11 protein-coding genes are annotated in these 14995 nt (G+C 63.7%); 3 read left to right on the top strand and 8 right to left on the bottom strand.

Annotation, left to right across the window (positions count from 1 at the left end; genetic code table 11):
• Positions 1–6 precede the first annotated feature (6 nt).
• From ABIT12_RS05645 to cysG, 3 genes are read left to right on the top strand one after another with little or no spacing between them, the layout of a single operon-like run.
• On the top strand, positions 7–1755 hold the full coding sequence (locus ABIT12_RS05645; protein WP_348042037.1) for an ABC transporter ATP-binding protein: 1749 nt from the start codon (positions 7–9) through the stop codon (positions 1753–1755).
• A gap of 11 nt (positions 1756–1766) precedes the next feature.
• Positions 1767–4409, top strand: a complete 2643-nt coding sequence (locus ABIT12_RS05640) for a molybdopterin-dependent oxidoreductase (protein ID WP_348042036.1) — start codon at positions 1767–1769, stop codon at positions 4407–4409.
• Positions 4381–5931, top strand: a complete 1551-nt coding sequence (cysG, locus tag ABIT12_RS05635; RefSeq protein ID WP_348042035.1) for a siroheme synthase CysG — start codon at positions 4381–4383, stop codon at positions 5929–5931. The genes ABIT12_RS05640 and cysG overlap by 29 nt, the downstream gene beginning before the upstream one ends.
• A gap of 154 nt (positions 5932–6085) precedes the next feature.
• On the opposite strand, the gene ABIT12_RS05630 is transcribed toward cysG, so the two are convergent.
• The 8 genes from ABIT12_RS05630 to ABIT12_RS05595 form a co-directional block, all read right to left on the bottom strand.
• Positions 6086–6304: a DUF6500 family protein gene (locus ABIT12_RS05630; protein WP_348042034.1), complete on the bottom strand. Its 219-nt coding sequence runs from the start codon at positions 6302–6304 to the stop codon at positions 6086–6088.
• Positions 6305–7966 (bottom strand): urocanate hydratase, encoded by a 1662-nt coding sequence (locus ABIT12_RS05625; protein WP_348042033.1) that lies wholly within the window; start codon positions 7964–7966, stop codon positions 6305–6307.
• Between the two features lie 162 nt (positions 7967–8128).
• A complete protein-coding gene (locus ABIT12_RS05620) occupies positions 8129–9208 on the bottom strand; it encodes a DUF917 family protein (RefSeq protein WP_348042032.1) in 1080 nt (359 codons plus the stop codon).
• Positions 9208–10461 (bottom strand): Zn-dependent hydrolase, encoded by a 1254-nt coding sequence (locus ABIT12_RS05615; RefSeq protein WP_348042031.1) that lies wholly within the window; start codon positions 10459–10461, stop codon positions 9208–9210. The genes ABIT12_RS05620 and ABIT12_RS05615 overlap by 1 nt, the downstream gene beginning before the upstream one ends.
• Entirely contained in the window at positions 10458–11807 is a 1350-nt protein-coding gene (locus ABIT12_RS05610; protein WP_348042030.1) for an amidohydrolase family protein, read from the bottom strand. Before ABIT12_RS05610 ends, ABIT12_RS05615 begins: the two co-directional genes overlap by 4 nt.
• Before the next feature lie 194 nt (positions 11808–12001).
• Entirely contained in the window at positions 12002–12754 is a 753-nt protein-coding gene (locus ABIT12_RS05605; RefSeq protein WP_348042029.1) for an ABC transporter permease, read from the bottom strand.
• On the bottom strand, positions 12751–13686 hold the full coding sequence (locus ABIT12_RS05600) for an ABC transporter ATP-binding protein (RefSeq protein WP_348042028.1): 936 nt from the start codon (positions 13684–13686) through the stop codon (positions 12751–12753). The genes ABIT12_RS05605 and ABIT12_RS05600 overlap by 4 nt, the downstream gene beginning before the upstream one ends.
• A gap of 208 nt (positions 13687–13894) precedes the next feature.
• Positions 13895–14989, bottom strand: a complete 1095-nt coding sequence (locus ABIT12_RS05595) for an ABC transporter permease (protein ID WP_348042111.1) — start codon at positions 14987–14989, stop codon at positions 13895–13897.
• Positions 14990–14995: the final 6 nt, after the last annotated feature.

Genomic DNA, 14995 nt, shown 5'->3' with positions numbered 1-14995 from the left:
CCTGTCATGGCACCCATTCTTGAACTCTCGGGCATTTCCAAGTTCTACGGCGAAGGCGCCAAGCGCGTTGAAGTGCTCAAGGACATCAACCTCAGTGTCGAGACCGGCGAGTTCGTCGCCATCCTCGGCTTCTCCGGTGCCGGCAAGACCACGTTGATCTCGCTGATCTCCGGGCTGATCGAACCCGATCAGGGCGGCGTCATCTACAAGGGCCGCGAAATCGATGGTCCCGGCCATGAGCGCGGCGTGGTGTTCCAGTCCTATTCGCTGATGCCCTGGCTCACCGTGGCCGGCAATATCGATCTGGCCATCGATGCCGTCCACAAGGGCAAGCCCAAGGCCGAGCGCCTGGCCATCCGCCAGCGCTATATCGAAATGGTCGGGCTGGCTCACGCAGCCGAACGCCGTCCCGAAGAGCTGTCAGGCGGCATGCGCCAACGTGTTGCGGTGGCCCGCGCCCTCGCTATGCAGCCCGAAGTGCTGCTGCTCGATGAGCCGCTGTCGGCGCTCGATGCCCTCACCCGCGCCAAGCTGCAGGATGAGTTCGCCATCATCTCGCAAGCCGAGAAAAAGACCATCATCCTGATTACCAATGATGTGGACGAGGCCATCCTTTTGGCAGACCGCGTCATTCCGCTCACCCCCGGCCCTGGCGCCACGCTTGGCCCCTCGTTCAAGGTCGATATCGCCCGCCCGCGGGATCGCTCCGAGTTGAATGGCAATGATCGCTACATCGCCCTGCGCCGCGAGATCACCGAATATCTGATGGATATCGGCGCCTCTCGCCACTCCGGCCAGCAGCGCGATATCGAACTGCCCAAGGTGGTGCCGATCAATCGCGGCAAGTCCAACAAGCTGCCTTCGGCCTATGCAAAAGCAGCCGGCACGTCCAGCAGCGAGCGCTATGTCGACTTTTCGCAGGTCTCCAAGGTTTATCCCACTGCCAAGGGCCCGCTGACCGTGGTCGACCGCTTCGATTTCAAGATGAAAAAGGGCGAGTTCGTCACCCTGATCGGTCATTCCGGCTGCGGCAAATCCACGGTGCTGTCGATGGTTGCGGGGCTCAACCCGATCTCCGAAGGCGGCATCGTGCTCGACAATCAGCACGTCGTCGGGGCCGGCCCCGAACGCGCCGTGGTGTTTCAGGCGCCCTCGCTGATGCCCTGGCTCACGGCCCGCGAAAACGTCGCTCTGGGCGTGGACCGGGTCTATCCCAATGCCAGCCCGGCCGAACGGCGGGACGTGGTCGAATATTACCTGGCCCGTGTTGGCCTGGGTGACTCGATGCACCGGCTGGCCGCCGAAATGAGCAATGGCATGCGCCAGCGTGTCGGCATTGCCCGCGCCTTTGCGCTGTCGCCCAAACTGCTGCTGCTCGATGAACCCTTCGGCATGCTCGACAGCATCACCCGCTGGGAGTTGCAGGACGTGCTGATGGATGTCTGGGCCAAGACCCAGGTCACCGCCATCTGCGTCACCCATGACGTTGACGAAGCCATCCTGCTCGCCGACCGCGTGGTGATGATGTCGAACGGTCCCAATGCCCGCATCGGCAATGTCATGGAGGTCGATCTACCCCGGCCCCGTTCGCGCAAGGGTCTGCTCGCCCACAAGGATTACTACGCCTACCGCGAGGAACTGCTCGATTTCCTCGAAGCCTATGAGGGCGGCGCCAATCCCGATGAAGCAACGCTTGACCGGATCCGCTCCAAGCGCGCCCAGCGTCTTGGCCATGGCATCGCCGCAGCCGAATAGGACCGCCGCACATGACCTTCGCGCCCGCCGGCACAGCCACCCGCACCACCTGCCCCTATTGTGGGGTCGGGTGCGGCGTGCTGGCGACGCCCCAGCCCGACGGCAGCGTTGCCATTGCCGGGGATCCCGATCATCCGGCCAATTTCGGCCGCCTCTGCTCGAAGGGTTCTGCCCTTGGCGAAACCCTGTCGCTCGATGGTCGCCTGCTCTATCCCGCAGTCGATGGCGAACGCTCCAGCTGGGATGAGGCCCTCGATCTGGTCGCCGGCGTGTTCTCCCGTACCATTGCCGAGCATGGTCCGGACTCGGTGGCGATCTACGGCTCCGGCCAGTTGCTGACCGAGGATTATTACGTCGCCAACAAGCTGATGAAGGGCTTCATCGGCTCGGGCAATATCGACACCAATTCGCGCCTCTGCATGGCCTCGTCCGTGGCCGGCCACAAGCGCGCCTTTGGCTCGGATACCGTGCCGGGCAATTACGAAGACCTCGAGCAGGCCGACCTGCTGGTGCTGGTCGGATCGAACCTGGCCTGGTGCCATCCGGTGCTCTATCAGCGCATCGCCAAGGTCAAGGCCGAGCGCCCGGAGATGCGCGTGGTGCTGATCGATCCGCGCCGCACCATGACCGCCGATATTGCCGACCTGCACCTGCCCGTCGCCTCCGATGGCGATAGCGCGCTGTTTGTTGGCCTCTTGGCTGATCTCTGCCGCCGCGGGGCGATCGATGAAAGCTACATCGTCGCCCATACCAGCGGCTTTGACACGACCGTTGCCTCGGCACTCGATTGGTCAACGGCCCGCGTTGCCCAGGCCACCGGGCTGACCATTGCCGATATCGAAACCTTCTACGGCTGGTTTTCAGACACGCGCAAAACCGTCACCGTCTATTCCCAAGGCGTCAATCAGTCAGCATCTGGCACGGACAAGGTCAACGCCATCATCAATTGCCACCTGGCGACGGGCCGCATCGGCCTGCCGGGCATGGGGCCGTTCTCGGTCACCGGCCAGCCCAACGCCATGGGCGGCCGCGAAGTCGGTGGCCTCGCCAATATCCTTGCCGCCCACATGGATTTCACCCCCGACGCCATCGAGCGCGTCGGCCGCTTCTGGAACAGCGCTACCGTCGCCACCAGACCCGGCCTCAAGGCCGTCGACCTGTTCCCCGCCATTGCCGATGGCCGGATCAAGGCGGTGTGGATCATGGCCACCAACCCGGTCGATTCGATGCCCGAAGCCGACATGGTCCGCGCCGCGCTGCGCGCCTGCCCCTTCGTCGTCGTTTCCGACATGAACGCCAACACCGACACCATGGCCGAAGCCCATGTCCGTCTCCCCGCCGCTGGCTGGGGCGAAAAGGACGGCACGGTGACCAATTCAGAACGCCGCATTTCCCGCCAGCGCTCGTTCGCCCAAACACCCGGCGAGGCCAGACCGGATTGGTGGATCGTCTCCGAGGTTGCCAGACGCATGGGCTTCTCCGAAGCCTTCAGCTTCACCAATCCCGGCGAAATCTTTGCTGAACACGCCGCCCTCTCAGCCTTTGAAAATGACGGCGCCCGCGATTTCGATCTCTCGGGCCTGATCGGCGCGGATTACGACACGCTCGAACCTGTGCAATGGCCGGTGCGCCCCGAGGGTACCGGGCGCATGTTCGAAAACGGCGGCTTCTTCACCCCTGACCGCAAGGCGCGCTTCGTCGCCGTCGCCCCGCCGCCACCGTTCCGCCCTGCTCCTGGCCAGTTCATTCTCAATACCGGCCGCGTGCGCGATCACTGGCACACCATGACCCGCACTGGCAAAGCCGCGCGCCTATCCGCCCACATGGCCGAGCCGTTCGTTGAAATCCATCCCAATGACGCAGCAATGCTGTCGATCCGCCGCACCTCGCTGGTGCGCATCGAAAACCGCCACGGAACCGCAGTGGTTCGGGCCCTGCTCACCGACCGGCAGCAGCGCGGCCACGTCTTCGTGCCGATGCACTGGACCGATCAGTTCGCCTCCAATGCCCGCGTCGACACCCTGGTCACCGCCAAGGCTGATCCGCTCTCGGGCCAACCGGCGCTGAAGATGGCGCTGGTCAATATCGAGCCGGCCCATACCCGCATGCACGGTTTTTTCGTCGCTCGCGCCAAACCGGACCTTACTGGTGTCGATTACTGGGCCATCGCCGAAGCCATCGGCGGCTGGCGCGGCGAGTTGGGCTTCATGGTCGAACCGGCAGATTGGGACGCCTGGGTCCATTCCTGCTTCGCCGTTCCGGTCAACGCCAACCTGATGTCGGTGCGCGATGCCAGCTCCGGCCGCCGCAACTTTGCGTTGATCGAGAACGGCCAGGTGGTGTTCGCGCTCTATCTGTCGCCCGACCCGGTGCTGGTGTCGCGTCAATGGGCCGTCGGCCTGCTTTCGGCGCCGCAGGTTTATGGCGGCACGCTGCTCGCCGGACGCCCCGGCGCCGATACGCCCGATGGCGGCGCTATCGTCTGCTCGTGCATGTCGGTGGGCGTCAATACCATCATCGACGCCATCACGCGGCAGGGCTGCTCGACCGTCGAAGCGGTCGGCGCCTGCACCAAGGCGGGCACCAATTGCGGCTCCTGCCGCGCAGAAATCAGGGGGATCATCGATGCACATCGTCTCGCCGCAGCCGAGTAGCACCCAGCCCGACCGCATGGCAGCGTTGGCCTGCCTGCCGGTGTTTTTCACCCTCACCGGCCAGCGCGCCGTCGTCGCCGGCGGCTCCGAACCCGCCCGCTGGAAGGCCGAACTCCTCGCCGCCGCGGGCGCCATCGTCGACGTGATCTGCCCAAGAGCCGAATGCAGCCAGGACATGCTCGACCTGATCGTGCAATCGCCCCGCCGCTCCCTGACCCTGATTGACCGCCACTGGACTGCTGAAGACCTGACTGGCGCCGCCCTCGCCATCGCCGATATCGAGGACGAAGCCGAAGCCCTCGCCTTCTGTGCCGCCGCCAAGGCTGCCGGCGTCCCCTATAACGTCATCGACAAGCCCGCATTCTGCCAGTTCCAGTTCGGCACCATCGTCAACCGCTCGCCGGTCGTGGTTGGTATTTCCACCAATGGCGCCGCCCCGATCCTGGGCCAGGCCGTGCGCCGCCGCATTGAAACCCTGCTGCCGCAAACTCTGGCCCTGTGGGCGGGCCTCGCCCGCGATCTGCGCGACACGGTGATGGAAAAGCTCAACGCCGGCCCGCAACGCCGCGCGTTCTGGGAAAACCTCGCCGACCGCGCCTTCGGCGACACCGCCCCAGCGGCGGACGACACCGTCGAAACCATGATCCGCGCTGCCAGCAAGGCCCAGCCAGGCCGCGTCACGCTGGTCGGCGCCGGCCCCGGCGATGCCGAACTGCTCACCGTCAAGGCCATTCGCGCCCTGCAGTCGGCCGATGTGATCCTGTTCGATGATCTGGTGTCGCCCGAAGTGCTCGAACTGGCCCGCCGCGAAGCCAGGCGCATGCTGGTGGGCAAACGCGCCGCCCGCGAAAGCTGCAAGCAGGATGACATCAACGCCATGATGCTGTCGCTGGCCCGCCAGGGCAAACACGTCGTGCGCCTCAAATCCGGGGATCCGATGATCTTCGGTCGTGCCGGCGAAGAAATCGAGATGCTGCAGGCCAACGGCATCGCCGTCACAGTGGTCCCCGGTGTCACCGCTGCCTTGGCGCTGGCCAGCCGCCTCGGCGTCTCGCTTACCCACCGCGACCATGCCCAGTCCGTCCGTTTCGTCACTGGCCATTCCCGAAAGGGCGAATTGCCGACCACCCTGAACTGGCAGGCGCTGGCCGATGCCGCCACAACTTCGGTCTACTACATGAGCCGCCGCACCCTGCCCGGTATCGTCGCATCGCTCAAAGCCCAAGGCATGTCGGGCACCACCCCCGCCATCATCGCCGGCAATATCGGGCGCCAGGACGAACAGATCTGGCGCGGCACGGTCGATGAAGCGGTAAGCGCCGTGCTGGATTTCCCGCTGTCGGCACCGACGATCTTTGCGGTTGGGGATGCGTTAGGACTCGCACAATCGATCCAAAAGAGTGGAGCCTCCCCTCGCCCCTTGAGGGACTTGGAGGTGTTGGCGCAGCCACAAACCGCTCCAGTGGAGTGGTTTGAACCGAACAAGGACTGCAATTCTGCGTCCAGCAGAATTGCAGGGTGAGGGGTTGCTGCCGCAAAAGCAGGATTAAGAAAAAACCCCTCCTCCGCCCTTCGGGCACCTTCTCCCGCAAGGGGAGAAGGAAAACCCCGAGGCTGGGTCGTGCTCGGAACCTCCGCTCTCCCCCAAGGGGAGAAGGTGAGACCTCGCCCGCGCGTCACAGGCCAGATTTGATCATGTCACGTATTTTTGCTGCTTTTTCGAAGTGATCCAGTGCGTGGGTTTTGATCCACCACTCCGCAGCCTCCATCAGCAGATCCGGATCATCGTTCCTGTTTGCAAAGAATGCGTAGAAAGACAGGCCAACGCCTTGTCCCTTCTTTGCAATCTTGTCGTCGCAGACCAAGATAGCCTTGGCCCTTAAGCTGGCCCGCATCTAAACCACCCCCAAATACCCAATCCCCTTCTTCTCGATCTCGTCCAGGCTCTCCTCATACCCCGCATCGGCATAGCGCATCACGCCCAGCGCCGTATCATTGGTCAGCGCCCGTTCCAGCCGCTCATCCGCCGCCGCCGTCCCGTCGGCCACCACGGTCACCCCTGCCGAGGTCATATACCCGGCATAGCCGCCGCCGCCCGAATGCACTACCACCAGATCGGCCATCGACGAACACAGCAGCATCGCATCGAGCAGCGGCCAATCGGCGATCGCGTCCGACCCGTCCTTCATGCGCTCGGTCATGATATTGGGATGCGCCATCGCCCCGGCATCGAGGTGGTCACGCGAAAACGCCACCGGTCCCGCCAGTTCGCCACTGGCCACCATGGCGTTCACCGCCCGCGCCAGTGCCGTACGCTCGCCATGCCCGAGCCAGGCGATCCGCGCCGGCAGGCCTTCGAAGGGGACATATTTCCGCGCCAGCGCAATCCAGTTGGTGACGATCTTGTTCTCCGGAAACATCTCCAGCAGCTTGTCGTCGATCTTGCCGATATCGGCCGGATCGCCCGACAGCGCCATCCAGCGGAATGGCCCGATGGCCCGCGAAAACAGCGGCCGCAGATAGGCCTCGGTGAAAATCTTGATATCAAAGGCATTCTCGACCCCGCCCGCCTTGGCATGGGTGCGGATCAGGTTGCCGTTATCGAACACTTCCGATCCGGCCTGCTGAAACGCCAGCATCGCCCGCACATGATCGACAATCGACGCCCGGCTAGCCGCCATCAACTGCGCCGGCCCTTCCTCGCGCAGCCGCTTCACCTCGGCTAGCGACATGCCCTTGGGCACGTAGCCATAGACCAGGTCATGCGCCGAAGTCTGGTCAGTGACGATATCGGGCACGATGCCGCGCCGGAAAATCTCGGGATAAATCTCCGCCGCATTGCCGACCAGCCCGATCGACGTCGCCCGTTTTTCGCTGACCGCCCGATCGATCATTTGCAACGCCGTATCGAGGTCCGGCGCAATCGCCTCTAGATAGCCGATCTCCTGGCGCTTTTCCGCCCGCGCTGCATCGATATCGACGCAAAGAATCGCCGCTCCCGCCATCCGTCCGGCCAGCGGCTGCGCCCCGCCCATACCGCCCAAGCCGGCGGTCAGGATAAACCGCCCGGCCAGCGATCCGCCGAAGCGGTTTTCAGCAATGCGCATGAAAATCTCGTAGGTGCCCTGGATGACGCCCTGGCTGCCGATATATTGCCAAGCCCCCGCTGTCAGCCCGCCCCAGCAGATCAGCCCCTTGCGTTCCAGCTCGTAGAACACCTCCGCCTTGGCCCATTGCCCGACAATGTTGCAATTGGCCATGATCACCAGCGGCGCCTTGTCATGGGTCTTCAGCAATCCGATCGGCTTGCCCGACTGGATGATCAGCGTCTGGTCCTCATCCATGGTCTTGAGCGCCGCAACGATCGCATCATGGCTCGCCCAATTCCGCGCCGCCTTGCCGAGCGCCGCATAAACGATCAGTTGCTCGGGGTTCTCCCCCACCGCCAGCACATTCTCCAGGAGCCGCAACAACGCCTCCTGCCGCCAACCCTTGGCGCGCAGTTCAGTGCCGCCGGGAATAGGGAAATCGGGATGACGGGGATTGGGTGTGGGCATGATCTTCCTTTCTTCCCCTCGCCCCTTGAGGGAGAGGGATAGATTTTCTGCGTTCAGCAGAAAATCAGGGTGAGGGGTGCTGCGCTCACCCATGCTTCAATATCGTTGAGGCGCACATCCGCCCTTCGGGCACCTTCTCCCTAAAGGGGAGAGGGAAGGCGGTCAGCTCAACGCATACCGCGCCAGCTCAATCCCCATCGACTTCTCCACATAGGGATAAACCGTCGGGTCCTTTACACTCGAGCTCAGCGGGATCACCGCCTTGGACACCTGCAGCACGAAAATCTGCATCCCCACCTGCAATTGCCCGACGCTCAGCGGCTCGCCATCGACGCTGAGCGTGGTGATCACATCCGGGAACGTCGCAATCCGCACACCATCGCGGCTATCCACCGCCATGTACTCGTTCATCACATGCAGCACGTCGCCGCTCGCCAGCGTCACCGTGCCGATATCGAAGGCATCCTTGGTATAAACCACCGACTTTTCGGTGATTACGCCCTCAACCAAAATCGTGCCGCCAGTGGTCTTGGCGATGGTTTCGATCACCGCCGTGCCCCCGCGTCCCTCGGCGGCAATGATCGCCTCGCCCAGCGCCAGCGCCAATGAAATCCCGCCGAGCGCGGCATGCTGGCGCACATAGCTCGCCCGCACCGGATTGCGGCACGAAGCGATAAACCCGCCCGATTGGTCCGCCGCCGTTCGCAACACCGGCGACACTTTCGCCGTCGCGCCCTTGATCACCAGTTCGATATAGCGGTGCTCGCTGCGATTGCCGCCTACCGCCGTCTGGATCATCTGCAATGGCGAGGCCGCCAGCCCGATACTGCCCATGTCGCCGGTCGGATGGGCGCGAATGTCGCCCACCGCATCGACCACCTTGGTGCCAAGCACCGCCGAGGGCAGCCAGCCGTTCAGCGTCGACGACTTGCCGTTTTGGCCGACCATCAATCCGCTCAGTTTTTCACCGAGCGCGTCCTGCAACAGGCTAACGGCCTTGATGTAGTCGACGCCCTGCATCTCCCACGGTGTCGTTGACGCCGGCGCACCAATTGCTGCTGCCGTTGCTACCCATTCGTTAGCGTAAAGCTCCGAAATGTCCACCAGTTCGGGCTTGCCGACGCTGACCGCCGTATAGCCCAGCTTGCGCCCGTGATCGGCCCAACCGCCGCCGCCGGCAGCATAAACCGAACCGCCCTTTACCGCTGGTTCGACGTCTTTTTCAGTCAGTATCCGGCCCACTATTCGGTCTCCTGCAAACTCTGGTCGAGGCGTTTGACCGCTTCCAGCAATACGGCGGCGCCCAGCGCGATATCGCCGGTTTCTGCATATTCATCAGGGGAATGGCTGCGCCCGTCGCGGCACGGCACAAAGATCATCGCCGCCTTGGTGATCCGCGCCATCCACGCAGTATCGTGCCCCGCACCTGACGCCATGCGCCGGTGCTGCGCGCCGGCGACCTCGCAGGCATCGTCCAGCACCTCGAGCACATCGGGGTCGCAGGGCGTTGGTGGATTGTCGGAAATGATCCGGAGCGGCTGCACCGAAACCCCGGTTTTCTGGGATATTCCCTCGATCCCCTTGCCCAGCTCGTCGATGAACCGTTCCATATCGGCACGGTCTTCGGCGCGGGCGTCGATCAGCATCCGCACCCGGCTCGGCACCACATTGGCAGCGTTCGGCTCCATCACGAATTCACCCACCGTCGCGGCAAAATGGGTCTCCCCCTGCGCCAGCGCCGCGCCCAGTTGCTCGACCCCCAGCGCAATCCACGCCGCCGTGGTCAGCGCATCCTTGCGCGACCCCATGGGCGTGGTGCCGGCATGATCGGCCCGGCCGTCGACGATAATCTCGATCCGCGTGATCCCGGCAATTGCCGTCACCACGCCGATATCGAGTTGCCCGTCCTGCAGCACCGGCCCTTGCTCGATATGCAGTTCCAGAAACGCCTTGATGTCATGCCGCAACGCATCGATATCGGGCTGTCCTCCGACATCCATGATGCCCTTTTCCAGCGACAGCCCATCGCTGGTCCGGCCCAGCCACTCCGCCGGTCGCGTGCCGGAAATGCCCCGGCTGCCTATGCATGAAACGCCAAAGATCGAGACCTCCTCGGCGAGGAAATCGACGATCTCCAGATCGTGGTCGAGCTCAATGCCCTGCTCGTGCAGCACCCGTCCAACTTCGAGCGCCGCGATGACTCCGGCAATGCCGTCGAACCGCCCGCCATCCGGCACCGTGTCCGAATGCGAGCCCAGCATGATCGTCCCCAGTCCAGGCTTTTTGCCCGCCCGATGGCCGATCAGGTTGCCTGCTGCGTCGATATGGGTCGTAAACCCAGCCGCCGCAAACGCCTGCGTCAACCAGGTGCGGCCCTCCAGAAACAGCGGCGAAAACGCCCGCCGCGTCCACGGCCGCCCGGGCTCGGTAATCGCCGCCAGCGCATCGATATCGGCGCCGATCCGGTCGACATTGGTGGTGAGATTGCGGGTCACGGCCGGACAAACTGCCCGGTGCCCGGCGCGCTGACAACATTGCTACCATCAAACGCCAGCGCGCCACGCAGATAGGTCGCGCCCACAGTCCATGGCAGTTCGATCCCGTTATAGGGCGACCAACCCACCACATTGTTGCCGCTCGCCGCCGCGTCATAAACCTTCGGGCGGTTGAACAGCACGGTGATATCGGCGTCCTTGCCCGGCGTCAGCGCACCCTTCTGCTTATCCAGCCGGAAGTGCTTTGCCGGGTTCTCCGCCATCAATTTCGCCGCCCAGGTCAGCCGAATACTGCGCTCCAGCGCGCCTTTGACAAACAGCGGCAGCATCACTTCCAGCCCCGGCACGCCCGATGCATTGGCGAGCATGTCCGGATTGGTCTTGCGATTTTCCGACCAGCTCACATGGTCAGTCGAAACCAGCGTCACATTGCCCGCCCGCACATGCTCCCACAGCTTTTCGACCTCGGCGCGGGGCCGGATCGGTGGATTGATCTTGGCCTTGCCACCCAGCCGCTTCACGTCATTTTCCTCATCGAGGATCAGATAGTGGATGCAGCACTCGATGGTCGCGGCAAATCCCTGATCGCGATACGAGCGGGCAATGTCATAACCGCGCCCCAGCGAGCAATGCACCACATGGGCCGGGCAACCGGTTGCCGCACCGGTCTCATAAATCTGCAACGAGGCCAGCAATTCGGTCAGCGGCGGCCGGCTCATGCCATGGGCGCGATAGTCGGTGATGCCCATGGCTTTCACCTTGGCCATCGCGGCGCGCACCGCCTCGTCGTCCTCATTATGCACGCCCGCCGTCAGCCCGGTCGGCGCGATCGCCGCAAAGCATTCTTCCAGCAAAGCCGGCGGAATGCGCGGAAAGCGAATCGGGTCGGTCCCGAACGTTGAGAACTTGAACGCGGCGACGCCCGCCTCGACCTGCTCCAATATCCGCGCCGCGCCCTCTTCCGGGTTCACCGTCCCATAAAGCGCAAAATCCACCCGCGCTTGCGGGCTGGCATGGGCCACCTTGATGCGCACGGCCTCGGCCGAACAGACCAGATTGCCTTCGTCATAGGGCATGTCGACAATCGTAGTCACCCCGCCCGCCGCCGCCGAACGGGTCGACCAGATGAAATCCTCCTGGTTCCTTTGCGACAGCGAATGGGTCTGCGCATCAATCGCTCCCGGCAGGATCAGTGCGTTGCCAAGCTCATGCCGCTCCTTGGCGGACGGGGGCGTGCCCTCGCCCACATGCACGACCTTGCCATCGCGCACGGCGACATAGCCGTGTTCAACGATGAGATCGGGCAGGACGACAGTGCCAGAGAGGACGAGATCAAAATCAGACATTTATGTGCTCCCAATCACGGACTTCCCTCGCCCCTTGCGGGAGAGGGACAGATTTTCTGCGTTCAGCAGAAAATCAGGGTGAGGGGTTGTCTCCGCACGCGCGGCGTCAAGGAAGAGACCCCTCATCCGCCCCTGCGGGGCACCTTCTCCCGCAAGGGGAGAAGGAAGACCGAGTGTTGGTTGGCATGCGGCACTCAAGCCTCTGCCCTCCGCGCCTGCCCGGTCCTTGCCATCAGCCACCGCTCCAGCGCCGAAAGGCTGTCGTAGATCAACACCGCCAGCACGCCGACGATCAGTCCGCCCTGCAAGACAAACGCGGTATTGTTCGCCGTCAGCCCGGCAATAATCACCTCACCCAACGTGCGCGCAGCAACGGTCGAGCCAATCGTCGCGGTCGCCAGTGAAATAACCGTCGAGAGCCTTATGCCCGCCAGAATCACCGGCAGCGCCAGCGGCAGCTCGATTTTCACCAGCCGCTGCATCCCGGTCATGCCGACGCCCTTGGCCGCATCGGTCACTGCGGGCGGCAGGTTGGTCAGCCCTGTAAGCGTGTTTTCAAAGATCGGCAGCAGACCATACAGAAACAGCGCCACCAGCGTCGGCGCAGTGCCAAATCCCAGGATCGGCACTGCCAGCGCCAGCACTGCGACCGGCGGAAAGGTCTGGCCGATATTGGCCAGCGAGCGCGACAGCGGCAAAAATTCGGCCCCGAACGGCCGTGTCACCAGAATGGCCAACCCCACCGCGATGATCGTCGCCAGCACCGTGGCGATCAGCACGATGCCCAGATGATTGAGCGTGATATCGAGCAGGCTGCCCTGATTGTAGATCGCCGGCTGCCCGGCCTTGGCCAGCGGCGCAAACAGCGGGGCAAAGGTTTGCGGGCTGATCAGAAAAAAGATCAGCAGCCCGAACACCACCAGCCTGATATAGAGGCCGAAGTTCATTGCGAGGGCCTCGCATGGCGGGCCAGCTCCGCCAGCGTGATCTTGCCGACGATGGCGCCATTCTTGCGCACCGGCAGCGCGTCGCGGCCCGACCACAGCAGTTCGGCATATGCATCGCGCAGGGTCATTCCCGCCTCGATCGGCTCGCCACCCACGTCGCCCGGTTCGACAAAATCGGCAACCTTGCCGAGCGACAGCAGCCGGAACGGCCGCTCGCCGGTGCCGATCAGTTCGGCCACGAAATCGGTCGCCGGATGCGCGATGATCTGCGCGGGCGTATCGAATTGCAGCAGCTTGCCCTTGTCCATCACGGCGATCTTGTTGCCGAGATGGATGGCTTCTTCCATGTCATGCGTCACCAGCACGATGGTGGTTTCCGACTGCCGCTGCACCGCCAGCAGGTCCTCCTGCGCCTTGGCGCGGATCACCGGATCGAGCGCGCCAAACGGCTCGTCCATCAGCAAAATATTGGGCTTTGCCGCCAGTGCGCGCGCCACGCCAACCCGCTGCTGCTGCCCGCCCGACAATTCGTTGGGCAACCGATCGCGGAATTGGGCCGGATCGAGCTGGAACATGTGCATCAGCTCGTCAACCCGATCGGCAATCTTGCGCTTCTCCCAGCCGAGCAGCTTGGGCACCGTAGCAATGTTCTGCCCCACCGAGCGGTGCGGAAACAGCCCGTGGCCCTGGATGGCGTAGCCAATCTTGCGGCGCAGCTCATAAGCCGGGGTGTTGCGCGTATCCTCGCCATCGATGCGGATCGAGCCGGATGTCGGCTCCACCAGCCGGTTGATCATGCGCATCAGCGTGGTCTTGCCCGACCCCGATGTGCCCACGATGACGCAGACGCTGCGCGGCTCGATGGTCATGGTGACGTTATCGACCACCGTGGTCTGGTCATAAGTCTTGGTGATGCCGTCGATCTCGATCATGGGCTATCTCCAATGCATGCAACAAGAACCCCCACGCCTGTCCCCTCCCCACAAGAGCCTGCGCTCGGGACCGCGCAAGCGCTACCCGAGTGGGGACGGAGAACAAGAGCCGCAAGCTCGGTGCTCAAGATTATGAAAATCGACTGGGGGCGTCTCCCTCCGCCTTGTGGGGAGGGGACAGGGGTGGGGGGGTGGGAGCCATAATTCATCAAACCCGCTTCCCCCTGCTCACCATCTCGACCACGGCATCGAGCACCACGGCGGCAGCAAATGCCAACACCACCGTCGGCACCGCCCCCAGCAGCACCAGGTCCATCGCCGTCTGGCCGATGCCCTGGAACACGAATACCCCGAACCCGCCGCCGCCGATCAGCGCGGCAATGGTGGCAAGGCCGATATTCTGCACCAGCACAATGCGGATGCCGGTCAAAATCACCGGAAATGCCAGCGGCAGTTCCACGGCCAGCAGCCGCTGCCAGCCAGTCATGCCCATGCCCTTGGCCGCATCGTTGGCCGCGTCGGGCACACTGGCCAGACCCACCACGGTATTGGACACCACCGGCAGCAGCGAATAGGCGAACAAAGCCACCAGCGCCGGTGCGCCGCCAATACCGGAAATGCCGATTTCTCTGGCCCCGGGCACATTGGCCGCGATCCACGCCAACGGCGCGATCAGCAGGCCAAACAGCGCAATCGAGGGAATGGTCTGCACGATATTGAGGACGTTGAGCACCCCGGCCCGCAGCCGCGGCACCCGGAAGCAGATAATGCCCACCGGCACGCCGACAATCGTCGCCACCGCGACCGAACCAAACGCCAGCAACACATGCGTCTGCGCCTCGCGCCAGAACGCCTCGGCGCGGGTGGCATATTCCTTCAGCGTCGAAATATTGTTGAGCGACCCGCTGGCCAGCAGCGCGCCAAAAGCCGCAGCGACCACCAACAGAATGCCGATCCGCGCCCATGGCGCCAGCCGCAGCCGGCTCAGCGCGTCGGCCGCCAGCAGTGCAAAGGCAAACGCAATCAGCCAGAACCCGCCACCGGGTGAAATGCGCGCATAGCTGTTGCCGGTCGGGGTCAGGAAATCGGCTGCATGACCCAGCAGCACGAACAGCGCAATCAGCATGATCAGGCTGGCACCCAGCTTGATGGCGGCGCTGAACCGCAGCAGCGCGATCAGCAGGCCAACCACCAGAATGGCGATCAGAAATCCGGCTTCCACCGGCGGCAGTGCCGACAGAATAGACCTCGGTTCGCCCAGCACGATGCGGTTGGCGCGAAACAGCATGAACGGCAAAAACAGTCCGCC

It is taken from the genome of Devosia sp. (assembly GCF_039927955.1).
Classification (GTDB): Bacteria; Pseudomonadota; Alphaproteobacteria; order Rhizobiales; family Devosiaceae; genus Devosia.
Note: the sequence above shows the minus strand (reverse complement) of the source record. Positions and strands in the feature narration are given on the sequence as shown.

Bases quoted from the DNA above. Each gene is read 5' to 3' on its own strand.
- ABIT12_RS05645 (WP_348042037.1), top strand. From the start codon at position 7: ATGGCACCCATTCTTGAACTCTCGGGCATTTCCAAGTTCTACGGCGAA.
- ABIT12_RS05640 (WP_348042036.1), top strand. From the start codon at position 1,767: ATGACCTTCGCGCCCGCCGGCACAGCCACCCGCACCACCTGCCCCTAT.
- cysG (WP_348042035.1), top strand. From the start codon at position 4,381: ATGCACATCGTCTCGCCGCAGCCGAGTAGCACCCAGCCCGACCGCATG.
- ABIT12_RS05630 (WP_348042034.1), bottom strand. From the start codon at position 6,304: ATGCGGGCCAGCTTAAGGGCCAAGGCTATCTTGGTCTGCGACGACAAG.
- ABIT12_RS05625 (WP_348042033.1), bottom strand. From the start codon at position 7,966: ATGCCCACACCCAATCCCCGTCATCCCGATTTCCCTATTCCCGGCGGC.
- ABIT12_RS05610 (WP_348042030.1), bottom strand. From the start codon at position 11,807: ATGTCTGATTTTGATCTCGTCCTCTCTGGCACTGTCGTCCTGCCCGAT.
- ABIT12_RS05605 (WP_348042029.1), bottom strand. From the start codon at position 12,754: ATGAACTTCGGCCTCTATATCAGGCTGGTGGTGTTCGGGCTGCTGATC.
- ABIT12_RS05600 (WP_348042028.1), bottom strand. From the start codon at position 13,686: ATGATCGAGATCGACGGCATCACCAAGACTTATGACCAGACCACGGTG.